Here is a 24,487-nt window from a genome sequence, read left to right as displayed (position 1 = left end):
TGCTGGTCGGCGCGGTAGGAGCCGCTGCGCGCTGAGTGGGTGGTGGGTGGCCTCGAAGCGACCAGGGCAGGCCCCCGGCCTGCCCTTAATGCCTGACCTAGGGAGTAGGGGCCCCAAATGCAAGGGTGGGGCCTCGAACTGTTTTTGGCCACGCTTTTCGGTCAAAAACAGTTTGGGGTGCCCTTGCATTTGGGGGGACGACCGATACAATTTCGGGGCCACCCACCACCCGCGGACGCAACGAGTACATGGACAGGTTTCCCGCTGGCGGTGTGCAGTGGGAGCAGATGCCTGACCTGCGGTGACGGCCTGTGCTGCAGGTGCGCGGTGAGGCTCGTGGCCTGCGGGTATGCTGCTAACAACGCTCCGTGGGCTCGTATCGGCCTTGTGGCGGAGCGTCAGCGGGCCGCCGCGAGTTTTGCAGCTCGCCACTTCGGTGGCGTGGTCCTTCGGGACTGCTGCGGCGGTACCGCGCCTATCTTCGTAGCGGATGGTTGGCCTGTACAGCTGGTCCCGCTTCAGAGGCCTGGTTAAGCAGCCGAGATGCCCGCCGACCAGATCCTATGGCGTGAACGTGACGGGTACGTAGGTGCCGTAGGCGAGAAGGCCGGCCGCCGCGAGCTGCTGACACAGCTGGTCGGCTTGTTCGGTCATGTCGTCGCCGCTGTCCTCGCCGACCGACTCGACGATGAACGCGCGGATCACTCCTGCCGGCGCCGAGGTCGCGGTGCGGGACGTGGTGTCGACGGTGGCGAGGAGGCCGTGGGCGGCAAGCCGGCTGGCGAGCAGCTGCGCTTGACTGGTCATCTCGTCGCCGTGGTCGGCACCGACGCTGGCGACGATGTAGTCACGGATGATGCGGGTGGCGCGGACGAGGGCGAGCGGCACCAGCGGCTGAGGTGCAGTGCCGGCAGGGGCGGGGGCGTCGTCATGGTAGGCGCGACTGTCGCGGCACTGCTGGAGCGCGGGGTCGTCGGGGTGGACACCGTTGGCGATGGCCATCTCACGGTAGTTGTCGTACAGCGGTCGGTCGCTGCTGACGGCGGTGGCATCGGGGCCGTGGACGCGGACCGAGAGGTTGTGGGCAGCGCCGCGCAGCAAGAACCCGGCGCAGGTCTTGGGCTGCTCGCGAGTGCTGGCATGGCAGCCGAACTTGTGGGTGGCCAGGTCGTAGGTCGTGCGAGCTGAGTGGCGGAAGACTTCGGGTGGGAACGCGCCGACGGGCGAGTCGCGCAGCCACGGGCAGCGAGCGCAAGGGCTGGACTGGTAGTCGCCGGCAGGTGCTGTGGTGGTGATGACGCCCCAACCGTCTCCGCCGTCGTGGACAGCGAGGATTTCGGTACTGGTCGAGGTGGCGTCGTCGGTTGAGTCAGGCACGGTCGGCGCTCCCTTGCTGGTCTAGACGGTACAGGGTAGTGGTCCGGCAGTGAGGACGGTGCTGCCGTCACCGTGTGGCTCACGGTGGCGTTGTCCAGTTTGCTGGCAGGCTTGGTCGGTGATGAAGTGCTCGACGTTGAGCTGGGGAAGCCGGCCGGTCGGTGGGATGACCTCCGGGTGGGTACTTGCTGTGCGGGTAGCCTGGATTGGCGCCCTCCCAGTGCGGGAGGTGCGTCATGGTTGAACGTCAAACAAGAGGTTCTGGGCGGAAGCGCCGGTCGTCGGCAACGTTGGAGCGGCTGGAGGCGGCGCGGCGGCGCCGCGCCGAGCAGCTGGAGCGCGAGCGGGAGAACGAGCGACGCGTGGATGCGGCGCTGGGGCCGTTCGCGGAGGCGGTGACGGCGGTCGAGGCGGTGGAGCGCCGGCGTGAGGACCGGATCGCCGCGCTGGGGGCTCAGCTGGAGCGGAAGCTGGCGGAGCTGGACCGGCAGCGCGCGGCGAGGGTCGCGGAGTTCGAGCGGTCGGCCGAGCAGGTTCGCGCGGATGCGGAGATGGAGATCGGGGAGTGGCGGTCGGTGATGGCGACGTCGGTTGCGGAGATCCGGGCGGCGGATGTGGGCGCGGCGGAGACGGCGGCGATGCTGGGAATCTCGGCGAAGGCGGTTACCGCGCTGTCGCGTGCCGCCGCCGCATCGGAGGTGAGCGTGCCGCAGCGCGACGTTGCGGTCTCGGCTGCGGGCGATGCGGGCTCGACGCCGGGATCAGCTGATCGGCCGGTGGCAGGGTCGCTGCAGGGGTCGGTGGTGGAACCAGAGCGGGAGGCGGGGGCAGAGGCGAGAAGCCCGGCGGATTAGCCGCGACGTTCGGCCACAACACGACAGGGGCGGTGGCACCGACGGTGCCACCGCCCCTCTCGCGTTGTCGCATGTTCAGTGCGTCGCGGTCTGCTGCTGGACGAGGCGTCGGGCGCGGCGGGCGAGGGTGGCGCGCTTGCGTCGCTGGCAGTAGGTGATCATCGCGGCGATGCCGCAGCAGAACGCGATCCCGACGGCCCACTGGCTGGCGGTGCCACCCTGCTCGGCGCCAGGGAAGTGCCCGATGAACAGGAAGCCGGGCAGGGTGAGGGCGCCGAGGCTGGCGCCGCGGCGGTAGCGGTGGGCGAGCTTGGGCTTGATGCGGTTGCGGCTGAGGTAGGCGACGACGCATCCGAGCAGCGCGCCGAACAGGAGGGCGCCGGGGAGGGCGAGCAGGCCGGCGGGGTCGGTGAATAGGGTGACGAGGAGTCCGATGTAGCCGAAGGGCTGGATGCCGAGGTAGAAGCCGGTGCCTCCGGCGAGGACGAGCCCGGGGATCGTGACGCCGTAACGATTGCTCATGCTTCGAGCGTAGAGCGATTCTGCCACCCCAACGGGTGATTTCCGGGCCAGGGCGTGCACTCTCTGCTCGCGCGCGACGCGGCTGTTCGTCGTCGCATCGGATGTGGCGGAGGACGTGGTGTTGTGGGTGGCGGGCATCGTGACCTCCGGGACGTCGTGGCGTGGCATGAGAAAGGCCGGGACCAGCCGTGAGGCTGGCCCGGTCTTGGGGTGGTGTCCGGCCGGAGGGGAAGGTCCGGCCGGACACCGGGTCTCGTCAGAACGGCGGCTCGTCGCTGAACCCGCCGCCCGCGTTCGCGCCGACCAACTCCCGCTCGGCGTCCGCGGTCCACGGGTCACCGGCCGGGGTCGCGCCGGTAGACGTGCTGGTCACCAGGTCCGGGTTGACCTTCGCCGACCCGTTCTTCGCGTTCTTGGTGACCTGCGCGGTGGCGTAGCGCAGCGACGGGCCGATCTCGTTGACGTCCAGCTCGACGACGGTGCGCTTCTCGCCTTCCTGGGTCTGGAACGAGCGCTGCTTGAGGCGGCCCTGGACGATGACGCGGGCGCCGCGGGTCAGGGACTCGGCGACGTTCTCGGCGGCCTGCTTCCAGATGGTGCAGCGCAGGAACAGCGCCTCGCCGTCGTCCCATTCGCCGGTGGCGCGGTTGAAGCTGCTCGGGGTGGAGGCGACGGTGAAGTTCGCGACCGGCGTGCCGGCCTGGGTGAAGCGCAGTTCGGGGTCGGAGGTGAGGTTGCCGCAGATGGTGATGATGGTGTCGCCGGCCATGGTGGGCTCCCTGGTGCTCGTTGGGGTGTGGAACGCGGCGCAGCCTGAGCACGCAGCGGCCGGGGGACGCCGTGAGGCGACGTCCCCGGCCCTGGCTCATCCGCCCGGCGTGAACCAGCCCGCTGCGCGACCGGCATCGGAGTTCGACAGTCGAGAGGCTGGTTCATCCGGGCGGATCGGGCCGGGCTTCGGGGACGCACTGCCCCCGGCCGGGGTGTGCTTACCTTCGGGCGATCCACGTCCCGGCGAGCCGGGCGAGGCCACCGCCGGTGGCACCCACTCACCGCCGCGCCAATACCCACGACGATCCGGGGCACACCCGACGGGCGGTCGGGCTGCGGGCTCCTGCCGTCACATCGAGCGTTCCGGGGATCGCCGGGAACGGTGTGGCAGAGCGGGGCGTCATGCGGGGTCGACAGCGGGTTTGCCGAGCAGCGTGCGGCGAGCGTCGGCGCTGGCGTTCTGGAACACGTGGTGGACCTTCGACGGCGGGACGGCGTGGTCGAGCATCCTCGAGAGCAGGAGCGCCAGCGGCTGCTCGAGGTCGGCGTTCTCCAGCGCGATCCGCGCGCCCGCTCCGTCACCGCGCAGGTAGGCGTGCATCGCGACGACGGTAGCGAGCCTGGTGGCAACCGGATCGCAACTGTGGCGCCACAGGTGCAGGACCAGGCTCTCGGCGGCCAGTCGCGTCGCGTAGTCGAGGACGGCGAGCAGGGCGTCGCGGAACGGCAGCGTGGCGAAGGTCGCGGCGAGATCGACGATGGCGGCATCGTCGGTGGGCAACTCGCCGTGGGCGGCGGCGAGGATCGCGGCGTCGGCGCGGTCCAGGCGGACGTGCGCGGCGAGGTGCCAGCGTACGTCGATGGCGGCGGATTCGACGGCGTCGGAGATGCGGGACTGCAGACGCGCGCGGAGGGGCCCGGGCGCGGGGGTGAAGCGGGTGGCGAGGTGGTCGCGGCTGCCGGCGATGGTGTGTCCGGTGGCGACGGCGGCGACCGCGGCCGGTGTGGTCCCGGGGTCGGGCAGGACGCCGGTGCGGTCGGTGTCGAGGTAGGAGCGCCAGCGTGTGCCCTCGGTGATAGCCGGTATGTGCACGAGGTCGACGTCGGTGAATCCGTGTTCGGTCAGCAGCTCGACGACGGTGTCGACGTCCGGGCGCATCGGTAGCGGTTCGCCGCTGCTGGCGTCCTCGTCGAGGGTGCGGACGAGGATGCCGGTGACGCAGAGGACGGGCAGGTCGGCGCATTGCCGGTTGAACTGCCGCACGCAGTCTTCGCCGTGGGCGGTGAGTTGGCTGAGGTCGATTCGAGTGAGCGGGCCGGTAGTAGCCGTGCCGTCGTCGTTGGTGAGTGTGGTGATCAGTACCAGGGAGTCGTCGGGAATGAAGCCGATCAGTGCTGGGATGCTGGCGACGGCGAGGCTGGTGCTGGCGAGGGCGAGCGGCATCGACGAGTGTCCTTTCAGAGGAAGGCGAGCTGGGGCCGTCGGTGGGGATCGGGTCGCGGACCAGCGGCCGAGTTCGGTGCGCAGCGCGTGCACGCGGGGTGTGGCCGAGCCGCGACGTCCGGCGACGGTCGCCGGGTTCCGGCGCCCCGGCGCGGGGGGTGCGGTGCTCCCGACTTCCCGTGCGCGCCACGAGGCAGGAGGCCGACCCTCACGTGTTCTGCTGGTGCGTCAGCTCTCGGTGGATTCGGTCAGCGCTGTCCGCAGGTGCTGTGCGACGTCTGCGATGTCTGTGTGCAGGGCGACGAAGTCGACGTCCTCGCGTATCCATCGGCGTACCAGCCGGCTGAGCTTGGTGGGGCGCGGATCGTGCTGGATGATGAGGCCGGCGACCTTGCCGTCCTTGCGCAGGTATGCGGTGACGGCGGCGAGCGCGGTCATCGTGGGCGCGTAACGGGCGGGGGCGTAGCGCCACAGGTGCAGCCACAGTGACTGGGCGGCCGCGCATCGCGGCTCGGTGTCCTGGATGAGGTGGATGTCGCGGAGGAGAAAGCTGGTCAGGGCGGCGATCAGTTCGGCGATCTCGTGGTGGTCGGTGGGGAGCTGGCCGTGGGTGGCGGCGGTGACCACGTCGTCGAGCAGCTGCAGGAGCTGGCGCAGCCGAGGGAAGTTCCCGGCGAGTTCTTCGGCTTGGACGTGCTCGGTGATCGGGTCGGCCAGGGTTGCGATCCGGTCGCGGAGGTCGGCGGGCACGGGAACGAATTGGGTCAGGAAGGTTTTGCGGTTGCTGTAGATGCGGTTGCCGTTGGCTACGCGTTCGGTGGTGACCGGGGAGATGGCGGGGTCAGGCAGGGTGCCGGTGTGGTCGTCGACGTGATAGCAGGACCAGGTAGCGCCGGGGGTGAAGGTGGGCACGTGCAGGAACTCGGTATTGGTGAAACCGGACTCGTGCAGCTGGTGAACGAGTTGGTGAAGCTGGGACCGGTAGGGCAGGTCGGTGGCGTCGCTGGTGTCGTGGACGACGGCGCCGATGAGGCGCTGGATCGGCTGATCGCCCAGCGCGCGGCTGAGGTCCGCGACGATCACGCGGAAGAGCCGCAGGGCCAGGTCGAGGTCGAACCGGGTGGTGCGGCCCAGGCGGACGGTGCCGTCGGTGTGCACGACGGCGGCGACGATCACGAGGGAGTCGGTGGGGGTGAACCCGAACAGGGCGGGGATGGCGGCCAGAAGATTCTCGTCGGTCAGGAACATCGGTTCGGGCATCAGGGAACCTCGCTGCCTACAGCGGACGAATGGTGCAGGTGAGGGCCACGTGTCTGTGGTTGGTGGCGCGATCGGCCACTGAAAGGTCAGCGACGTCACCTGTGCCATCGACGGTGGGTGTCCTCGCCCGGCCGTTCTTCCCGGCCGGGATAAGGGCGCGGACATTGGGGCCGGGAAGGGGCGCGGCTCACCGGCCGCGTTCGGCGCGCAGCGTCTGCACGGCGGTGTGAGCGATCCATGGAGGCGAGGGCCGTCTGATGCCGTGGCCGGAGGCGGGGATGAACCCGTTGACCGCGACGCTCCAGAACTCCGGCCAGGGCTCGGCGTCGGTGCGTTCACTGCGGTAGATCACGCGTACTTCCTGCCCGTCGCCGCGGCGGGCGTGCGCGGTGATCCGGATCGCCATTCGCGTTCGGTCGCGGCGCTGTACGGGCTCGTCGTAGAGCAGCGAGACCGGTGCCGCGGGCAGGGCGCGGCACAGCTCGACGAGGACACCGCGCGCGGTATTCCAGGCGCCGTAGTCGTTGAGGCTGCCGCGGCGGGGGATGTTGCAGGTGACCGACTCGGGCAGCACGTAGGAGCGGCTCCAGTCGTAGGCGGTGAGCCACAACCGGTCTTCAGGCATGGTCGGTCACCGCCGTGTTCGCCTCGGCGAGCGCGCGGTCGAGGCACTTGCTGGTGAAGCGGCGTCGCTCGTCCTGCAGTTGCTCGGGCCAGGTGTGGGCGTCGGGTTCGAGGACGTTCCAGGCGGCGGTGAGCGCGGCGTCGGTGCAGAGCCCGTCGGGGTCGAGGTACGGGTAGACGGCTTCGACGACCCGGCAGGCTTCCACGACACCGGAGGGGAAGCAGGTGTTCCAGACCGCGGTGATGAGCGCGGTCTTGTATCGTCGGGTGCGAGCGAGGTCGTCGAGCCAGGTCCGGGGTTCCGGAGGGAGCCGGCGGCCGCCGAGTTCGGTTTCGATCAGCCGGTACGCCCGCTCGAAGACGGACTCGGCGTCGTCAGACGGTGTGGGGTGGCCGGTGGATGTGGTCACGGGTACCTCCGGGTCGGGTGCGGGTGAACCGCCCTCCCCGAGCACGCCCGCGGTCCTCGGGCGCCTACTGACTTACGCGACGTTGCGCGGAAGCCAGCGCCCGAGGGGCTCGGGTGTGCTGTGCTGGCGGTGGTCGTCCGCACCGACCGGAGTGTCTGCTCGCGGCTACGATCAGGGACCCGCCAGTCGGCCGCCGTCGCCGAGGTCCACTCGTTTTCCCAGCGCTTGTTGAGCCCGGTGCATGAAGTCGAGCAGTTCGGCGGGGGTGCCCTCGACGGTGACCACCGTCGTTGTCGTGATCGGCCAGAGCTGGGGCGAAGTCACCGTCGGAGAGCAGTTCGAGGCCGGCCTTATCGCCAGGGCGTGTCAGCGTGACGTTGCATCCCGCCGGGATTCTGGCGTAGTCGCTACTCATCGTGCGGCTCCTCGACGTCGGTGTCCCGGCTCGGGACTACGGGCGGATTCGCGGTGGTTCGGTGTCGGTGGCGGATGTCGTGAAGGGTCTGCGGATCGGGGGCGGGATAGGTGTTCGCGGCCACGTAACGGATCACGGTGTCGACCTGCAGCAGATTGTCGGTCGCCAGGAGGGCCAGCGCGGCGTGCGTGGTGTCGTCGAGGTGTTCGGCGGCAGCGTCGTAGACGTGCCACAACCACGTTGCGAAGGTGTACTTGCCGTCGGCGTCGGGCCGGATGCGTTCGACGGCGGGGCCGCTCGTCGGGTCGCCGTCGTCGTCAAGTGCGTCATCGTCGATGACGATCAGCTCGTCGCCGTCCCAGCGGAAGCGCAGATGGTCGGAGGTGGCTTCGACGGTGATGGCGACCCATTCGGCGACGACACGGCGAAACCGTGGCGTCACGGTGTAGTGGTGGCGGCCGGTTTCGTCGGTGGCCGCGAACTGCGGTTCGCCGAGCTGCGCCGGGAAGTAGAGCTGGTCATCGCCGCATACCAGTCCTTCGTCGACGCGTAGAGCGGCGGTGGGAAGTCCGTGCGGATGGCTTTCGTGAGGCATCGATTCCCCTGTCTGTGTCTCAAGTGGACGTGCGGTTGTCGTTCGCGGTTGTCAGGTGCAATCCAGGCCGCAGCGGCGGCACAGCAGCGTGACACCTTCAGGTGTAGTACGGTCTGCCAGGTCGGGCTGTGGTGTACCGGTGGCGTCGAACCAGATCCCGGTGGAGGTGTGGTCGTCGTAGTCCTCCGGCCGGCCGGCCGATCGGCCAGGGCCGGTTCGGCACTTCGATGACGGCGCGTTCCGGGTGGACATAGGCGCGGGCTATCTCGTCGCGTCCGTGCCAGCGGACCAGTTCGTGGCGGCGAAGGACGCCGAGCGCGCGGCGACCTCGATCGGTCGCGGGTTCGCGAGAGGGGGCGAATCCGGCAGCGCGGTCAGGGATGTTGGGCAGTAGAGCAGCGGACATCGAGCGTTTCCTTTCAGGTGAGACAGAACGGACGGTGAACGGCGCGCACGAGCGCGAACCGGGAGCGGCACCACCGGCACGAGAGGGCGGTGGGGAGCGCAGTTCCGGCGGCGCCGGAGCCGGACCGGGCGAGTGCGATGGGGAGGACGTGCTGCTGTCGTAGCGGGGATCCCACGGGGTGCCGCGTTCGCCGCTGGCCCAGCGCGCGGTGATCGACCAGGTCGGGGCGGTCAGTTTGCCGTTGCGGAAGCGGATCTCGATGGACTCAACGACGTACCAGCGATGCGAGTAGCCGCACCAGTAAGTGCCGCCGACCTGGCGTGGGCCGATCGCATCGGAGACCTCGCGCATCCGCTCCCGGTGAAGCCGTAGACGTGCGTGCGCGGCGTCGAGCGTGCGCACGTCCTCCGGCGGCGGCGACCACAGGCAATGGCAGGGCTGCGGGTATCACACGGTGGGCTCGTCGTAATCGCCTGGCCCGCCGATGTTGTCGCTGACGAGGTACTTGCCGTTGCCGCCGCGCACCTGGCAGCCGATGAGGGCCCACAGCCCGCGCAGGTGGGTTTCGCGGTACCCCTCAGGAACGTGGATCGTCGGCTCCGTCATGCGCCCCCTTCGTGAATGGTCGGTTGCCGGCGGCTGGGGGCCGCCGGTGGTGAACGGGGCCTCGCGAGCACGGCGTGGCCCGGACCGCCGTCTGACGGTGGATCGGCACGGTGGTGAGGTCCGGGCCGCGCTGTGCTTTTGTGGTGACCGCGCCCGCCGCGGCGTACCAGCCGAGCGTCTGCTGGTTACTTCTTCTGTCCGACGGCGGCGAGGATCGGTACGAAGTGGGCGCAGACGACGGGTTGGTGTTGCCTGGCCGCGGACATGACGATGTCGATGGCGTCGCGTAGGCAGGTGCGGACGGCGTGGTGGCTGGGGCGGCGCGTGGGGTGGTGATGGACCACGATCGGGTCGAGCGGCCGCTGACGTTCGCGGTGTTCGCCGGCTTGGTCGAGTTCTTCGACGCTGGAGAGCGTGGCGACGAAACCGATGTCGGTTTGGAAGGCGATGTGCAGCCGTGCCCAGGGCAGCCAGCCGTCAACGGCTGGGCGGCCGAGGTTCCAGTATGCGGTCGCGGTGTGGCCTTCCCGGCGGACGACGGGATGGGGATGAGGGTCGATCGCGGTGTCGATGACCGGGTCGGTCGGTGCGGCGGGTTCGGTGTCGTGCGGGCGGACGTCGGTTTTGTGGATGGTGAAGCCCGAGCCTGGGCGTTCGCCGTTGATGGCCAGGTACATGCCCTGGTCTTGCACGACTGTGCCCTTCCGTGCTTTCCCGTCATAGGTGAACTGGACGCGGTCGCCTTCGGTGTAGCGGTGCTGGAGCATCGGCAGCCAGGCCGCGCGGATCAGGTGGGCGGGGATGAGGGCTTTTTCCAGGTCGGTGCTGTCGGGTTGGCGTTGCCAGAGCCAGGTGAGGTTCGATGTGGTGTCCGGATCGGACGGGGTGGTGCCGGGCATGGCGAGGTCCCTTCGGTCAGCGGTGAGCGGGCTGCTACCCGTGCTGGGGTGTGGGGCGGTCGGTGAGGATGCGGGGGTGTTCGCGGCCGGCGGCGATGCCGTCGCGGATGGTCCGGGTCAGCTCGCGGGAGTCGAAGTCAGCGAAGCCGAGGTGGTGGCGGGCGGCGTCGGTGAGGTGGTGGGTGATCGCGGCGGCGCTGATCCACCCGTTGCCTAGCAGCTCGCCGAGGGCTGCTGCGGCGGCGTAGACGGTGATGTGGCGGTGGCCTTCGGTTGCGGTGGCGACGTTGCGGCGCTCGGCGGCCACGGCGGCCTGGACGTAGGCGGTGACCCGGCGGCTGGTCGCCGGCAGTTCTCGGACCACCGTCGGGCGAGGCGGCGGCGGTGGCGGGGTGAGGGCGGTGACCAGCCAGCCCGGCAGTTCAGCGACCGGCAGGTCCCAGGTGACGGCATACGGGACCGGCACGCCCTTGACGACGGCGATGGATCCCGGTGCGGTGATGAGCGCGCCAGGGCCGCGGGTGTCGATGTGCCAGCCGAGCCCGTGGCCGCGAGCCCCGACGGTGCTGCGCAGCCGCGATCCGGCCGGCCGGGCGAAGTAGCGGTGCTCACCGCCGCGCGGAGTCGCGACTGTGAACGTGTCCACTGGGTCGGGCACGCCGACCTGCTGTGCCAGCAGGGCAAGGATGTCGCGGCCGTGGGTGGCGCCCCGGCGCGCCCACGGGATGGGGATCACCCCGCGGGCGGCGTCGAGATCAAGCACCAGCAGCCCTGCCGGCCCACAGGCGATGCCCACATTTTTTCTGGACTTGTCCGGCCACCATCTGTGGATCGTCTCCGAATCGGTGGTGGCGCGTTGCTCCCAGCGTTTGATGGCGGGGATTTTCGAGTTCGGCTGGAGCGGGAAGACGGGCCAGCCGCGGTGTGCGGCGTCGAGCGCGGCGGTGCGGAACGGGTTGTCGGTCACTGAATCTGCCCTTTCTGGGAGGCCTGACTCGGGACGTCAGCAGGCGCTAGTGCTCGTGGCGTGGCGGAAGCTGGGGAATACCGAGGTCGGTGAGCGTTCCCGTCGTGGTGCGGGCCGCTCGGTCGAGGCTGACCAGTTTGGCTTTTGCCGCAGCGAGACTGGTTTCGAGTCCGCGGACTTCGCCGAGCCAGCGGTTTTGCCTCGCTTCGGTGATGCGGTCGGTGAGGTTGCGGGCGATCGCGACAAGTCGTGGACGTTGCTGGGGATCGACTCGCAGCATCGGGCATCGGATGCAGGCGTGTTCGTGCTGGCAGGGACTGCCGTATGGGCGACCGCAGGTGCCGAGCTCGAGCTTGCGGAGCTGGAAGTGCTGCTCGAACTCGGCCCACTCCTCGCTGGTTGGCTCGCGGTACTCGGCTTCGGGGCGGACGGCGCGGCGAGCGTCGAGGAATGCACGGTATGAGCGGACGAGGTCGTCCTGGAAAACTGCGAGGTAGGACTGTGTGGTGGCGACGGAGCTGTGGCCGAGAAGCCGGGCGGCGATGTGGACGGGCAGTCCGCCGGTGACTGCTTCGGTCGCGAAGATTCTGCGGAAGTCGTGCGGGGTGAATCGCAACGGCTCGCCTGCGGCGTCACGGAGTCCCGTCCGCGTGACGGTGTCGTTGAGTAGCCGGTGGACGGTGTGATAGCTGAAGACGCGCCAGTGACTGCCGACTCTGCGTTGGAAAAGGTGCGGAAGGTAGGGGCCGTTGACGCGTTCGTGGATGTCGTAGCGTGACGTCAGCGCGATGGTGCTGCCGTTCTCCTGACGAAGGCGGGTGATGATGGTTGCCAGGACACTGGCAAGCTCGGGACTGACCAGCAGGAGTCGCTCCTCGTTGCCTTTGGAGGGAACGATCTGCAACAGCGGAACGACTTCTCCCGTATCGGGTAGGACGTAGGTGACGAGCGCGAGATGCGTGATCTCGAGCAGTTCTTCGATCCTGACCCCGGTGTGGCGGAAGGTCTCGATGATCGCCCAGCTCCAGAAAGCATCCCGCTCGCTCTGAAGTAGGTCGATGCGGGTTCCGGAGTCGATATGTTCGACGGGAAGGGTGTTGTGGTCGCCGCGTCCGTGGCGGGGTGTGCCGGCGTCGACGGGGATGACGCGGCGGTAGAGGTGTCCGTTGTGAGTGAACTGCTCATTGCCCACGATCGTGCGGGCGGTGGCGAGTAGTGCTTGCGGGTGCGTGAGATGCTGTTCGGCCGTGTCGACGAGGACGTGCAGCTGCGGAAGCCGTTCGCGGACGCGTTGGTGCATCTGCGCGGTGGCTTGCCTGCGGGCCTTGACGATTCCGTTGGTGTCGCCGCGGCGGACGGGGCAGCGCACGGCCCATTGTGCCCAGCTGGCGTCGTTGTGCGCCCATTCCTGCAGATCCAGGTAGAACGCGCGGACGGTGGTCAGGATGTCGAGCTTGCTCTTGCGAGGCCGTGTTCGCCCGTCGGCGGTGTGGACGAACGACAGGCGTTCCTTCCAGGCTGTGGCGACCGGTTCGGGCAGTTCAAGGCTGTCGATACCGGGATGGTGACGTTCGATGTCAGCCCAGAATGTGCCGGCCAACGCCCCGGTGATTCCGCGCAGCGAGGCGTAGTCCAGGTGGGGTTGGCGTTCCTCGAGGTAGCGGATCAGCGCCTGACGGACGTTGGCGCTGCGGAGGTTGTAGAAGTCGACCAGCTCGCTGGGCGACTTCTGGCCTGTGCGGCTGGTTTCGAACAGTGTCTGGTCGGCATCGAGCAATCCGGTTTCCCGGAGAAGGTCCCAGGCGTTGTTGACCCCTTCGGGCTTCTTTCCCCGCGCGCGGTGCCAAGCCCGGAATTCCAGCAGATCAGCCGCGTTGATCTGGCTGAGGTCTTTGCCGGTGTGTATCAGGATCTTGACGAGCGTGTTGTTGGCTTCCTTCTGGTGGCGCGTCAGTAGCCCGGTGCTCGCCTCGGCGACGCGGGCGAAGAGGTCGGCGCTGACCACCCGCGGTGCCAATTCGAACAGCAGGTAGGTCGTGTTGCAGATGAAGTATTCGTAGCTGGGTTGCACGACGCGAGCCAAGAACAGCCAGTTCAGCCCGGCGCGCAGTTCGGCGAGACTGGTCGGCCGGCCGCGCCAGTCACCGGCGGTGACCTGCTCGATCCAGCAGGGCTGATGGTCGCAGCCGGCCGCGGACCACCGTTGCTGCCATCCTTTCCCCGGCATGGTGGACAGCCATTCCAGCAGCCGGTTCGCGCCCCTCAGCCGCCGCCCGAAGGAACTGCGGTCCGGTTCGGACCAGCACGGCAGTGTCGGCAGCCGCTGCAGAATGTCCTCCGTGGTAAACAAGTCATGCGGACCGGTGGGGTGGCCGGGACAGATGCGGTCGCTGCTCGTCCGGTCGTCGATCACCGAGGAGTCTGCGAGTGTCATCGGGCGGTCCTGCCGAACAGCACGGCCAGGTCGTGCTCGTCGTATCCGGCCGCCGCAGGAGGAGCAGGGTGGTGAGGCTGCTTGCTGCGCCGGGCAAAGTGCTCGTGCACCCTCTGGACGATCTCGGCTTCGTCCTCGACCAAGTAGATGTCGGCTGTAGTGCTGAGATGGGCGTGCCCGAGGATGATCTGCACGTCGCGCATGGACAAGGACTCATCACGACTCATCCGCAGTGCAGCGGTGTGCCGCAGGTCGTGCATCGACCAATTGCTGCCCAGTAGAGCGTTGACGCGCCGGAGCACCGCCCGCAGCGCCTCGTAGTTCAACGGCTGACGCGCCTGCCCAGCGCCGTAGTCCCGGCGGCGAAGCGTCTGCCACAACCGATCTGAAGGTTCCAGCGGCTGCCCGAGATCGGCGAGATAGCAACGGATCCAGACAAACGCCTCCGCGCTCGCCGGCAGCCATTGCTCCGCAGCGGTGCCCTTGCGGATCACCCGGACCAGCTGCCCACCCCAGTCCAAGTCAGCCGGCCGGACACCCAGCAGTTCGGCGGCCCGCGCGGCGCTGCTCACGGCCACGGCGAGGATCGCCCGGTCCCGATTGGACCGCAGCGCACCGAACAGATCGAACCACTGCTGGTCGCTCATCGCGCGTGGCTTCCGCTTCGGAACGCTCGGGTTGTAGCGCAGTTGTCCCTCGGCTCGCCACGGCTGGAGAGGATTGTGGTGCTCGTTCGCGCGAGCACCACGCTTGCCCCGCAACGGAACCGGGTTGATCAACGGCCCACCGGGCTCCCCAAGGTCAAGCCAGAACTCGTAGAAAGAGCGGATCACCGCATTGGAATGGCGAATGGTCCGCGGCTGATAACCGTCGTTGAGGTGCTGCTTGCGCGTGATCACATTGACGGTCCCGACGGTCGCCGTCGATTCCGTGCGACCCGCGCGCCGAGGCTTGTCCGCCGACAGCATCCACAGCACCAGACCGCGAACCTCGTTCGATGTCGCCCTGTCCCAGGCGACGTCGTCGACCAGCAGCCACCGCCACCACCGCAGCAGCCCGTAGGAGTAGCTGCGCACCGAGCCGCGGCTGTAGCCGCTCGCCACGAAATCGAGCAGGAATCGCCGGATCGGCTCGACCGGGTTGCCGTGGTCATCGACGACTAGCCACGGCACGACACCGTCGACCGCCTCTACTCGCCCCCACCGTGGCAGCGTCTTCGGACACGCATCAGCACGCATGGGTTGATTGAGTTCCATGAAGCCTCCCGAATCCAGAGATCCGGGAGTCCTACCGGTCAGCCACCTTGCGCGCGCCACATGCGACGGCGTGTCGTTCGTTAGTCCGGTCAACAGGTTGTGGGTCGGGTGGCGGGTCCACCACCGGACGATGCGGTCGGGATCGCAGGTCGCCCGCTGCTGCCACTCGGGAATGGCGGGTCTTTTGCTGCGCGGAGCGAGCGGGAACACCGGCCACCCACGTCCTGCTGCGTCCAACGCGGCGCTGAGCAGGCGGTCAGTGCCGGTGACGAGCGTGGCTGAGCGCGCAGTCGTCGTCGGGGTGGTCATGGCACCAGCTCCGCCGCGGTCGGGGCGGGTACAGGGTCGATGACCACGGCGGCGGCATTGTCGGTGCCGCGGGAGTGCCGGGCGGCCAGTGTCAGCCGGTTCGCGCACGCCCTCGGGTCGCTGAATGTCCGGACCGCGCGGACGAGGGATGCGTGCGGTGTGGGTTTGTGGACGCCGTCGCTGTTCAGCAGCAACCGACGCCGCGGCCCGGTCGTGGTGACGTGGCCGAGGGTGTCGTGGTCGGCGGTGGCCACGGAGCTGGTGACGACGTTGTCCTGCCGGGCGGCCAGCTCCTCGAGGTCCTGCGGCCGGTCCCGGTAGCGCTCGGCGAGGCTGTCGCGAAGCTCCTGGCCTTCGGTGTGGCCGACGGTGAGCTGGGTGAGGACGTCGGTGTCCGGGTCGTATTCGTAGGCGCGGCAGTCCCCGACCCACGCCACGTCCCACCCACCACCCTGCTCGGGCGGGAGCGGCGCGGCGACGACCATGACGGTGTCGCCACCGAGCAGGGCGGCGAGGGTCCCGGTGTCGGCGAGCAGCCCGGCGACGGCACCGCGGTCGGCGGCGACGTAGGCGGCTGTGGCCGCGGCGCTGCCGGCGGCGTGAGCGGCCAGGGCGCTGTCGCCGATGCCGTCGGCGAGGGCCCAGCCGTGGCGGATGCCGGTGGTGGAGACGTGGGTGCCGGTGGCGTCGGCCTGGTGGGCGCGGCCGCCGATCCGCAGCGCCGCACCGGGCAAGAAGGCCGGGTGGTCGGCGGCGTAGCGGCGGTGGTGGCGGGCCAGGACGCGAGCGTCGCTGTGGGATTCGGCGATCTCGGCCCACCCGCAGCGGCAGGTGGCGTGCGTCCAGCGCGGGCCGGGCGGCAGCGGGGCGTGCGGCCAGACGGGGTGGTGCCCGGCGGCGTAGGTGCTGGTGCGGTGGATGTGGTTGAACACGGGCGGAAGGTGCGGGTGCATCGAGGAAACTCCGTTCACGCACGGGACTGGGGCGGGCCCGGCGTCGCGGTGCGCGGGCCCGCCCCAGCGAGGAATCGGGTGCGGTGGTGGTCGGTCCGGTTAGACCGCGGTGCCGGTCAGCTCCGCCTCGGCGTCGGTGTCCTGTCCGGGCGGCTGCTCCTCGTGGCGGGACAGGTCGTCACCGGTGACGGTGGTCGCCGTGCTGTGCTGGTCGTCCATGCCCGCGACGTCGACTCCGTCCACCGCGGCGGCGACGTCCTCGTCGAGGTCCTGGGGGTCGGCGTCCTCGGGCCCGGCCTCGCGGTCGGAGTCGTGGCCGGCCGGGTCGGTGTCGCTGTCGGAGTCCGGCTGGTGGCCGGGCGCCACGCCGGCCTCGTCCCCGTCGGTGGTCGTGCCGCCGTCGCTGGCAGCCGCGGTGTCGAGGTTGCCGAGCTGGGCGGCGATGACGTCCTGCTCGGTCTCGGGTTTGAGCACCTTCTGTTCGACGTCGGAGGCCGGGTAGCCCCAGCTGATGAGCGCGGCCATGTACGCCTGCGCGGAGCCCCACGGGTGGCGCCAGGTGTTGCGGGACAGGTCGGACTCGATCGCGCAGAAGGTGAGGAACAGGTCGTAGAGCGTGGCCTTACCCGCGGTGGGGGCCTTGGCGATCTTTTCGGTCAGGTCGGCGAGGGTGGCTCCGTCGGGCAGGCCGATCAGCGTCATCGCGAGGGGGTGGTTGCGTTCGAAGGCGCGCCGCAGCTCGTAGCCGCCTGCGGCCTTCTGCAGGGCGAGGAACAGCTGCGCACCCTGCGGGGCGCTCTTGCGCTGCAGCAGCGCGGCCAGCCATTCCCGGCGCGGTGCTTCGGAGGCGTCCCAGTCCTTGTTGTTCTGGATCACCCACTTGCGGGTGATCCGCGCCTTCTGGCGCTCGAGTTCGGCGGCGGCCTGTTCGGCGCGGGCGGCCTCGACCTCGTCGAGGTCGCCGGCCGCGGCCGTGCCGCCGAGGTCGCTGGAGGTGCCGGTGGAGCTGGTCACCACGGGGGTGAGGTCCGCGCGGCCGGCCGGGGCGTAGCTGAGGGCATGCCCGTGGGCCAGGAAGTCGGCGCAGCCGTAGACGGGCACCGGGATCCGCTTCTCGTCCTGGTCGTACTCCTCCTCGATCCACGCACCGTGACCGGGGCAGGACGCGTGGTCCTCGGCGGTCAGCTCGGTGCGGGGCTCGTGCTCGGGGGTGGGGCGCAGCCGGTCGAGCGCGCGGGCGTCCCCGTCGTAGGCCGAGAGGGAGTCGTCGAAGATCGTGACCCCGGCGGTCCTCAGTTCCTCGGTGAGATCCTCGGTCAGGGCGGCGAACCGCTCGTGCTGGGCGCGCTCTGCGCGCTTGCGCTCGGCGAAAACGGCGAAGTTGTTCGGGGCCTCGCGCGCGATGCGGATCAGTTCCTTCGCGGTGTCGAGGTCACCGGCCTCATCGAACTCGGCGACCACCGCGGCCTGCAGCAGGTCCAGCTCGAACCGTTCCGCGGCCTTGAGCGCCAGCTCGCTCTGCCCGGCCTGCAGGACGTTCTCGACGTAGGCCTTGCCCTTCTTGCCCAGCGCCAGCTTGCGGGCGATACCGGTCGGGGTCAGGTTGAACGCGGCGAGCTGCTGGAAACCGCGGGCCCTGTCCGCCAGGGTGAGCCCGCGGCGGATGTCGTTCTCGATGAACTGGTGGACGATCCGCTCGATGGTGGCCTTGCGTTCGTCGGCCGACGGCGGCGTCTTCATCCAGACCGGCAAAAGGCAGCCGGCCTCGCGGGAGTTGAGGACCCGGCGCTTGCCTTCGGTGACCACAACGGCGCCGGTGTCGTAGTCGCGGTAGCCGTTGCACGCGGTGGTGACGCCATGGGCCTTGAAGTTCGCCGTGGTTTCCTCGTCGGCCTCGGCGTTGTCGGTGCGCACGTTCTCGGCGAGCAGCGCAGAGTGCGGGTCGATCCAGATGATGGTGTCGACCTCGGCGTCCCACCGGGCGTGCAGCGCCGCGCGCTGTTCGTCGGACAGTTCGTCGAGCGGGGTGTCACCCAGGTCGGTCGAAGACGTGCCGTCCGTGGCGGCGCTACCGGTGGCGGCACTGTCCAGGTTGGACGGCGTGAGCTCGGTGTCCGATGTGATGGTGGAGTCGTCGATGTCGCGCTGGGTCGGCAGATCCATCGTGCTGGTCACGAAGGGGCTCCTTCACACGAGTCGGCCGGTCATCGGAGAAGAACCCGGTGACCGGCCACGAACCCCGCACGCCGCCCTGTTTTCCGACTAGTGGTGGAGAACGAGCGGAGTGCGGGTGTCCCGGTCGGGACGCACTCGCCCGAGCGGGGCCGCCCGCGTCGGCGGCACGCCCGCCCCGTCCAGACGGCCGCAGCCGAGATCGTGAACTGGGCGGGCTTGCGCCGACGCCAGGATCCGCTAAAGTGCGTCGGCCCGACTGGAACACCCGTGCCCGCTTTTCTGAGCGCAGCAGCGACTTCTCTACTCTTGTCCGGCTCGCAAGCAAGCCGCTGCCGCAGTTCGGTTGTCCGTCTCGTTTCCTGCTTCTGCTCACCATGGAGCTGGGCTGCGCAGCAGGCTTAGCATTCCGCTTCGGTGCGAGAGCGTCAGCAAGATGTCGGTGAAGTCCGGGTGCGGCCGGTCGTCCAGGTCGGCGCATGTCCAGGCGAGCCTGAGGCACCGCGTCGCCGTGCGGGTCGAATCCGGCCCTCGCGGATCGCGTCATCCAGCTCCTGCGCCGTGCCGGCGGGAAGGTCGGCGACAGCGTGGGTGTAGTCGATCTCGGCCCCGGGTTCCGGTGCGGTACCCCACCGGCTGCGGACTCGCTCCCGAGCTCGGGCGACGGCGTCGCGCAGCGATTCCAGTAACGGCGGCGACGGATCGGGCACGGCGACGGTGACCTGCCGGACAAACAGATCGGTGCAGTCCAGCAGCCACAGCGGGATCCGCGCGAGGTAGCGCGCACGCCGCCGGGGCGTGCAGCGGCAGTTCTCGGCCTGGGCGTAGCCGCAGAGGCAGTCCCGCACGGTGAACACCGTGCGTGGCCCGGCCGGGCGTGACGTTGCACCTCCCGCAGCCGCGACGTGCAGCGCGCAGTCCTGCATTTCCGAACGGATCACCTCGAGGGTGCGGGCGGAGAAGTCGGGGAGGTCTTCGACGGTCAGGACGCCGCGGTGGGCGAGTGTCAGCAATCCGGGCCGGCTAACGGAGCCGACGATCGCGGCGATCGTGTCGGTGGGGTGCAGGGACACTCCGGGCGGCCGGGTGCGCACTCCGCTGTCGGGCAGCAATTCACCGGCCTGCGAATGCCACCTGCTGACCTCGAGGGCGTCGGTGTCGGTGAGGTCGGCCATCAGCGTCCGGATCAGTCGAGGCAGCAGGAGGACCGGGTCGTTGGGAGCGGCCAGGTGCACGGTGTGGTGTCCGCCGGCGGCCGCGGCGGCGGCGGCCCGGACCGCCGCAGGGGACAGTCGGGCCCAGCCTTCGGGATCCCAGGACGTCTCTGATGGCCCTCGTTTGCCGGGTTCGGGCTGCAGGGCCGGAGCGGGGTTGCCGCGCAGCCAGCTGACCAGGTCGTCTAGGCAGGTGACGGGGATGATGGTGAGGCCGGGGACGGCGCTGGCCTCGGCGGCGGTGGCGGCGGGCACGACCAGGTGGGTGAACCCGGCGTCGGCGGCCGCGATCGCGCGGGGCGCCACGTCGGGGACCGGGCGGACCGTGCCGTCGAGGCCGAGCTCGCCGATCAGCGCGGTCGCGGTCAGCCGCCGGACCGGCACAGCTCCGGTGACCAGCAGCGCGGCGGCCGCGGCGGCAAGGTCGACGTCGGAGCGTGGGCGCGCGGTGGAGGCGGTGAGGTGCACGACGCCGCTGGGCCAGGACAGGCCGCTGTTGCGGATGGCCGCGCGCACCCGGTCGCGGGTCTCGCGCGAGATCGCGGAGCTGAGGCCGTGCAGGCGCAATTCGGCGTCGCCGATGCTGAGGTTGGCGCGGATGTCGACGATCCGGGGTTGGGAGTCGGTGCGAGTGACGACACAGGTGAGGGCGTGGATGGCAGTGTCCTTTCAGGAGGCAAAGGGGATTTCGGCGGCAGAAGAGAAGGGCTGGCGCGCTGGCGACCTGGTGTCGGCCTGAGCACCGACGTTGCGGGCGGTCAGTGGTCGACGGCGGGAGCTGCGCGTTGGCCGACGAGCGCGGCCAGGGCGAGGGCGTGGTCGAAGCTGGCGTCGATCCTGAACCGCACCTGGCGCTGGCGGTAGCGCCAGATCGGCTGCAGCACCTGCGCGGTCGCGAACAGCGGCTGACCGTACGTGCCGATCGACACGGTGTTCGCTCCGGCCGCCGGGGCGGTGCCGAAGCGAACACCGATCGCGGCGAGGGCGCTGGAGAGGTCGGCGGCATCGCACTCACGCCGGTGCGCCAGGTCCCGGGCTGCATCGATCAGTTCGGTGACCTTCGGGATCGGGCGCCGGGCCAGGTCCTTGCCGACCGCAGGGGCGGGCCGGGTGCGGGCCACGAATGCCGATGGTCGCACCATGCCCGCGGGCTGGTGTGCGCTGAGGTCGGTGTCCAGCCAGGCTTCCAGCAGCAGCCGATCCCCGTTCTTGCGTGGTTCGACGGTGACGCTGATGTAGCCGCCGGCGGGGCTGGCCAGCGTGGCATCTTCGCCGACCTACTGGGACGTGACGGCGCGCCATGGCGGGCCGAGAGCACGTCGGCGACCGCACGCAGGTTCGGCATCAACTCGTTCGACATCGTCTCGGTCTCCCTCGTGGACGTGAGCGGGCTGACTCCGCTCGTCGGTACCGCGACCGCGGCGGGGCGGAGGGGCCGGGTGGGCCCGTCGTGGAACCGGTGACAGCGCGGACCGGGGCCACGGCTGCCAGGCATTGTGGCGAGTGGTCTGCGGGAGCGGCTGCCGTGGCCGCGGGCGGCGCTACCGGGGGCTTCCGGACGTGCCCGCGCGGTCGTCGCTACCCGCTGTGGCTGACCGGGTGCCCGTGCGACGAGCGGCGCGGGCGGCGTCGGTGCCGGCTTGCCAGCGGCTCCATCGGCGCCCGGCTTGGCGGGCCTTGAAGTGCGCGATGTTGTTGGCCGGGATCCCGACCGGTGCCGGCCCGAGGACGGCCAGCAGATCGGACTCTTCTTGCGAGTGCCAGCCAGCGGCGGCGATGGCCTGCTCGTCGGGGAAGACGTCGGCGACCCGGTCCACAGCGGGGTCCAATATGGAGTCTTGGGTGCCGCCGTAGGAGTAGACCCACCAGAAGTTGCGGGGCGGGTTCGGCTCGACCAGGTCTCGGAACGCGGCGACTTCCTTGGTGTAGGCGTAGAACCTGGTGTGCTGCCGGGCGCGCATGATCTCCAGCCACGCGGATAGGTAGGTGCGGGAGTAGAAGTCGCCGCTGTCGTGGATCCGCACCCACGCGTCGACGAACCGGGTGTGGGACAGCTCATCTAGCATTGCGTGCTGCCAGCCAGGCAGGTCGTCGAGGGTCCAGCGCAGGTTCTCCTGGTGCCGCGCTTTCACCTGCGGAAAGAGGTAGGTGCCGTTGCGGGCGTAGCAGGCTTGCGCGCACACCCCGGCCGATGGGCACGCGTTGTAGTTGCGGCCATCCGGTAGTTTTCCGGCGAACGCCGGTAGGGACCAGTTCCAGATCCCGAGCTGTTTCAGTTCGCGGTTCTGCCGCAGCAGCGTCATCGTGACCACCGTCCTCATGCCACTCGATGCATGGGGAAGGCCAACCAAGATCCGGTTTCTTCCACCGTACACCCGCTGTGCTACGGCGACGAGGCACTGGAGTCGACCGGCAGACCGTCCTTTACGGAATGATCAGCCGGCGGTCGGGTCAGCTCGGCGCTGCGTCGGCACGGTGGTGGATTGGTACGGGCCGGTATCGGCTGTGTCAGCGGCAGGTGGGGGAGCGGGCAGTGGAGGATGCCGGTGTTGTAGGCGATGGCGACGGCATGCGCGCGGTTGCGGGCCCGCAGTTTCGCGAAGATGTTCTTCGTGTGGGTGCGGACGGTTTCGGTTGAGCGAAATTGTCGCAGTCCGATCTGGATGTTGTTGAAACCGCGTGCGACGTCGCGTAGGACCTCCAGTTCGGTGGCGGTCAGGTCGGTGCTTCGGGTCATGGTGAGACCTCCGGGGTCGTGCGGCGGGCGAAGGGGGCTGGCCGGGTTGGCGCGGCGCGTGCGCTGACCCGGCCAGCCCGAACCGGGGTTCGGCTCGCCCGGGGGCAGGGCGGGCCGATTCGGGGATTCCCGGTTCATTCAGGTGGCCTCGTGCGGGATGGTGTGCGGACGGCTCGGGTATCCAGGGCCCGGCGTGGCGCCGGTCAAGGCCCGGGTCCGCCCACAGGAGGTCGAGTTCGCCGGAGGGGCCTTGACCGGTGCCGCGGGGTCTGGTCGCGTGATCGAGGCCGCGCGCCGCCCGCGAGGTCACGGGTGGTCGGGATTCGCGGCATCGGCCGCGGGTTCGCGATCGGTGTTTATGTGATGAGGGTGCCGGCGGCGGCGTGGATGGAGTCGTTGTCGGGTTGCTCGTCGTCGGGCAGGTCGGGGCGCAGGACGGATCCGGTGAGGGTGCTGGGTTCGTAGCGGTCGAACACGCCGGCGGTGGTGAGGTGGACGCTGCCGACGGCGCGGCGGTAGGCGGCCCACCAGTTGGTGATGGTGCAGTCGATCACCCGGTCGCCGGCGTTGACGATCGCGGTGACGGCGTCGCGGGCCAGGCCGGGCCGACGAGGTCGGCCAGCATCGTGAACGCGTCCCGCGCTTCGCCGATCGTGGCCAATACCGGCGCGGCCTGCTCGCGCAGGGCCGTGGCGTCGAGGAGCCCGAGTTCGGTGTTGCGGTCGGCGTAGGCGCGGGCATCGGGCAACCCGCGGACCCAGCCGGGGGCGAGGGCATCGAGGCAGGCGATGCAGTCGTGGCAGCGGTAGAGGCTCGGACGGGACACGGCGATCGAGATGCCGTGCCCGGTGTCAGGGCAACCGTCGGTGCCGCACACCACTGGCACGGAGGTGCTGGAGTTCATGACGAAAGTCCTCTCGTGTAGCGGGAGGTAAGCGAAGAGTGGGGACCGGTGAGGGCTCAGACGGCGGCGAGGACTTTGTGCAGGAGGGCGGTCGTGGCGCGGTCGTGCTTGGCCAGCTCACCGGTCATCACCCGGGTCATGTTCCGTTCGGGGCGGGTGGCGCCGCGGATGACGGCTTCGTGGTGCAGGTGGGTGTTGACGGCCTGCACGACACCCCAGCCGGTGTTCTTCCATGGGCTGACGCGGCTGTCGCTGGTCCACAGCCGGGTGAGGGCGGAGCGCTTGTTGGCGGCGGTGGTGCGTCCCCGGCCCGGCTGCTGGGGGATCGGGGTGTGGGCGTCGAGAAACGCTTTCCAGGTCCGGTCGGTGACGGTGGTCTGGCAGAGTTTCGTGACTTCGGCGGCGAAGTCGTCGGCGATGGTGTGCACGAGATGCAGTGCTTCGCGGGCGCTGAGCAGTTGCAGGGTGCTGTTGCGCTTGTGGACGACAGCGATGTCCTGGCCGTCCTCGCGCAGGCCGATGTTCATGGTGTTGTCGCAGACGATGTTGGTGACGACCCGCTTGTAGCGGGACTTCAGGCTGCCGTCGTGGCTGGAGCAGGCCAGCAGGTTGGGCCGGAACTCCACGCCTTCGGGGGTGGTGATGTTGTCGGGGACTTCGACGCTGACCCAGGCTTGCTTGCGTTCGCGTAGCAGGCCGGCGGAGCCGATGGTGAGGCCGTCGTCGAGGAGGGCGGCGACGTTGTCCAGCAGCCAGGTGCCGTACTGGTGGATGCCGTATTCGTTGGTGTGGATGGCGAGGATGTCGCCGGTGTCGGAGGCGGTGACTCCGAGGTTGTGGTTGGCGAGGCGGAGTCCGAAGCGGTCTTCGACGAAGACCCGGGCTGGCTCGGCGGTCCAGCCGAACAGGCGCCGTTTGACGTCGGTGATGGGGATCGGGCCGGGGTAGTGGTTGGGTTCGGTGCCTTGGTCTTCGGCGCGGTAGTGCCAGGCGTGGCCGCGCTTATCGGTGAATCCGATGAGGACGTTGGTGTTGAGCCACGTGCTGGTTTCCTTCGACACGACGATCGCCTTTCGGTGTGGCGCGGCGCGAGCCGGTACCCAGAGGGCGGCGGCTCGCGGGGTGGACGGCCACGGATCACCAGGCCGGGCGCCGGCGGTGCACAGGCCCGGAGCTGCAGAACGAGCTCGCGGCGCGGGGTAGTGGCCGTGCACCGCCGGCGCGGGCCTGGTTCCCTCGGGCCCGGTCACACTTCGATGGCCGAACGCCCGGCGCACCGGGACCGCCCAATCTGCACGCCGACGGCACGCCGCCAGCACGATGTTCACTCGTACGGAAACGGCATCAGCGGCCGTCTG

Annotated in this window: 26 protein-coding genes; 1 reads left to right on the top strand and 25 read right to left on the bottom strand. The window is 69.7% G+C overall.

Annotated elements, in window-relative coordinates; all coding sequences use genetic code 11:
- Positions 1-561: 561 nt before the first annotated feature.
- Positions 562-1,377 (bottom strand): DUF6283 family protein, encoded by an 816-nt coding sequence (locus AB5J73_RS42745; RefSeq protein WP_370964942.1) that lies wholly within the window; start codon positions 1,375-1,377, stop codon positions 562-564.
- Positions 1,378-1,667: 290 nt separating this feature from the next.
- Here AB5J73_RS42745 and AB5J73_RS42740 point away from each other — a divergent pair, with 290 nt between their 5' ends.
- Complete coding sequence (locus AB5J73_RS42740; protein ID WP_370964940.1) at positions 1,668-2,231, top strand: hypothetical protein; 564 nt, start codon at positions 1,668-1,670, stop codon at positions 2,229-2,231.
- Positions 2,232-2,306: 75 nt separating this feature from the next.
- Here AB5J73_RS42740 and AB5J73_RS42735 read toward each other — a convergent pair whose 3' ends face one another.
- From AB5J73_RS42735 to AB5J73_RS42620, 24 genes are all read right to left on the bottom strand, one after another.
- On the bottom strand, positions 2,307-2,753 hold the full coding sequence (locus AB5J73_RS42735) for a hypothetical protein (protein WP_370964938.1): 447 nt from the start codon (positions 2,751-2,753) through the stop codon (positions 2,307-2,309).
- 256 nt (positions 2,754-3,009) lie between these two features.
- Entirely contained in the window at positions 3,010-3,522 is a 513-nt protein-coding gene (locus tag AB5J73_RS42730) for a single-stranded DNA-binding protein (RefSeq protein WP_370964936.1), read from the bottom strand.
- 402 nt (positions 3,523-3,924) lie between these two features.
- On the bottom strand, positions 3,925-4,968 hold the full coding sequence (locus AB5J73_RS42725; RefSeq protein ID WP_370964934.1) for a DUF4192 domain-containing protein: 1,044 nt from the start codon (positions 4,966-4,968) through the stop codon (positions 3,925-3,927).
- A gap of 228 nt (positions 4,969-5,196) precedes the next feature.
- Positions 5,197-6,228: a DUF4192 domain-containing protein gene (locus AB5J73_RS42720; RefSeq protein WP_370964932.1), complete on the bottom strand. Its 1,032-nt coding sequence runs from the start codon at positions 6,226-6,228 to the stop codon at positions 5,197-5,199.
- Positions 6,229-6,415: 187 nt separating this feature from the next.
- A complete protein-coding gene (locus tag AB5J73_RS42715; RefSeq protein ID WP_370964930.1) occupies positions 6,416-6,853 on the bottom strand; it encodes a hypothetical protein in 438 nt (145 codons plus the stop codon).
- Positions 6,846-7,262 (bottom strand): hypothetical protein, encoded by a 417-nt coding sequence (locus AB5J73_RS42710; RefSeq protein ID WP_370964928.1) that lies wholly within the window; start codon positions 7,260-7,262, stop codon positions 6,846-6,848. Before AB5J73_RS42710 ends, AB5J73_RS42715 begins: the two co-directional genes overlap by 8 nt.
- 171 nt (positions 7,263-7,433) lie before the next feature.
- Positions 7,434-7,586, bottom strand: a complete 153-nt coding sequence (locus AB5J73_RS42705; protein WP_370964926.1) for a hypothetical protein — start codon at positions 7,584-7,586, stop codon at positions 7,434-7,436.
- 83 nt (positions 7,587-7,669) lie between these two features.
- Positions 7,670-8,272 (bottom strand): hypothetical protein, encoded by a 603-nt coding sequence (locus AB5J73_RS42700; RefSeq protein WP_370964924.1) that lies wholly within the window; start codon positions 8,270-8,272, stop codon positions 7,670-7,672.
- Positions 8,273-8,369: 97 nt separating this feature from the next.
- Positions 8,370-9,080 carry a hypothetical protein gene (locus tag AB5J73_RS42695; RefSeq protein ID WP_370964922.1) on the bottom strand — a complete coding sequence of 237 codons (711 nt, stop codon included), beginning with the start codon at positions 9,078-9,080 and terminating at the stop codon, positions 8,370-8,372.
- Positions 9,081-9,125: 45 nt separating this feature from the next.
- On the bottom strand, positions 9,126-9,284 hold the full coding sequence (locus AB5J73_RS42690) for a hypothetical protein (protein WP_370964920.1): 159 nt from the start codon (positions 9,282-9,284) through the stop codon (positions 9,126-9,128).
- 185 nt (positions 9,285-9,469) lie between these two features.
- Complete coding sequence (locus AB5J73_RS42685; RefSeq protein ID WP_370964918.1) at positions 9,470-10,183, bottom strand: hypothetical protein; 714 nt, start codon at positions 10,181-10,183, stop codon at positions 9,470-9,472.
- 34 nt (positions 10,184-10,217) lie between these two features.
- Entirely contained in the window at positions 10,218-11,150 is a 933-nt protein-coding gene (locus tag AB5J73_RS42680) for a bifunctional DNA primase/polymerase (protein WP_370964916.1), read from the bottom strand.
- Between the two features lie 46 nt (positions 11,151-11,196).
- On the bottom strand, positions 11,197-13,584 hold the full coding sequence (locus AB5J73_RS42675) for a tyrosine-type recombinase/integrase (protein ID WP_370964914.1): 2,388 nt from the start codon (positions 13,582-13,584) through the stop codon (positions 11,197-11,199).
- Complete coding sequence (locus AB5J73_RS42670; RefSeq protein WP_370964912.1) at positions 13,581-15,149, bottom strand: tyrosine-type recombinase/integrase; 1,569 nt, start codon at positions 15,147-15,149, stop codon at positions 13,581-13,583. Before AB5J73_RS42670 ends, AB5J73_RS42675 begins: the two co-directional genes overlap by 4 nt.
- Positions 15,146-16,081 carry a PP2C family serine/threonine-protein phosphatase gene (locus AB5J73_RS42665; protein WP_370964910.1) on the bottom strand — a complete coding sequence of 312 codons (936 nt, stop codon included), beginning with the start codon at positions 16,079-16,081 and terminating at the stop codon, positions 15,146-15,148. Before AB5J73_RS42665 ends, AB5J73_RS42670 begins: the two co-directional genes overlap by 4 nt.
- Positions 16,082-16,201: 120 nt before the next feature.
- Entirely contained in the window at positions 16,202-18,277 is a 2,076-nt protein-coding gene (locus AB5J73_RS42660; protein ID WP_370964908.1) for a hypothetical protein, read from the bottom strand.
- Positions 18,278-18,646: 369 nt separating this feature from the next.
- Positions 18,647-18,745, bottom strand: a complete 99-nt coding sequence (locus AB5J73_RS42655) for a hypothetical protein (protein ID WP_370973498.1) — start codon at positions 18,743-18,745, stop codon at positions 18,647-18,649.
- A complete protein-coding gene (locus AB5J73_RS42650; protein ID WP_370973496.1) occupies positions 18,703-20,088 on the bottom strand; it encodes an ATP-binding protein in 1,386 nt (461 codons plus the stop codon). Before AB5J73_RS42650 ends, AB5J73_RS42655 begins: the two co-directional genes overlap by 43 nt.
- A 158-nt stretch (positions 20,089-20,246) precedes the next feature.
- Positions 20,247-20,609 (bottom strand): hypothetical protein, encoded by a 363-nt coding sequence (locus AB5J73_RS42645; protein ID WP_370964906.1) that lies wholly within the window; start codon positions 20,607-20,609, stop codon positions 20,247-20,249.
- Positions 20,610-21,029: 420 nt separating this feature from the next.
- Positions 21,030-21,791: a hypothetical protein gene (locus AB5J73_RS42640; RefSeq protein ID WP_370964904.1), complete on the bottom strand. Its 762-nt coding sequence runs from the start codon at positions 21,789-21,791 to the stop codon at positions 21,030-21,032.
- A gap of 80 nt (positions 21,792-21,871) precedes the next feature.
- Positions 21,872-22,225, bottom strand: a complete 354-nt coding sequence (locus tag AB5J73_RS42635) for a response regulator transcription factor (protein WP_370964902.1) — start codon at positions 22,223-22,225, stop codon at positions 21,872-21,874.
- A gap of 356 nt (positions 22,226-22,581) precedes the next feature.
- A complete protein-coding gene (locus AB5J73_RS42630; RefSeq protein ID WP_370964900.1) occupies positions 22,582-22,779 on the bottom strand; it encodes a hypothetical protein in 198 nt (65 codons plus the stop codon).
- A complete protein-coding gene (locus tag AB5J73_RS42625; protein ID WP_370964898.1) occupies positions 22,776-23,129 on the bottom strand; it encodes a hypothetical protein in 354 nt (117 codons plus the stop codon). The genes AB5J73_RS42630 and AB5J73_RS42625 overlap by 4 nt, the downstream gene beginning before the upstream one ends.
- A gap of 56 nt (positions 23,130-23,185) precedes the next feature.
- Positions 23,186-24,457, bottom strand: coding sequence for a DUF932 domain-containing protein (locus AB5J73_RS42620; protein ID WP_370964896.1), 1,272 nt, complete (start codon positions 24,455-24,457; stop codon positions 23,186-23,188).
- Between the last annotated feature and the right edge of the window lie 30 nt (positions 24,458-24,487).

This window comes from Amycolatopsis sp. cg9 (assembly GCF_041346945.1).
Taxonomy (GTDB): Bacteria; Actinomycetota; Actinomycetes; order Mycobacteriales; family Pseudonocardiaceae; genus Amycolatopsis.
This window is presented reverse-complemented; position numbering and strand designations above follow the sequence as displayed.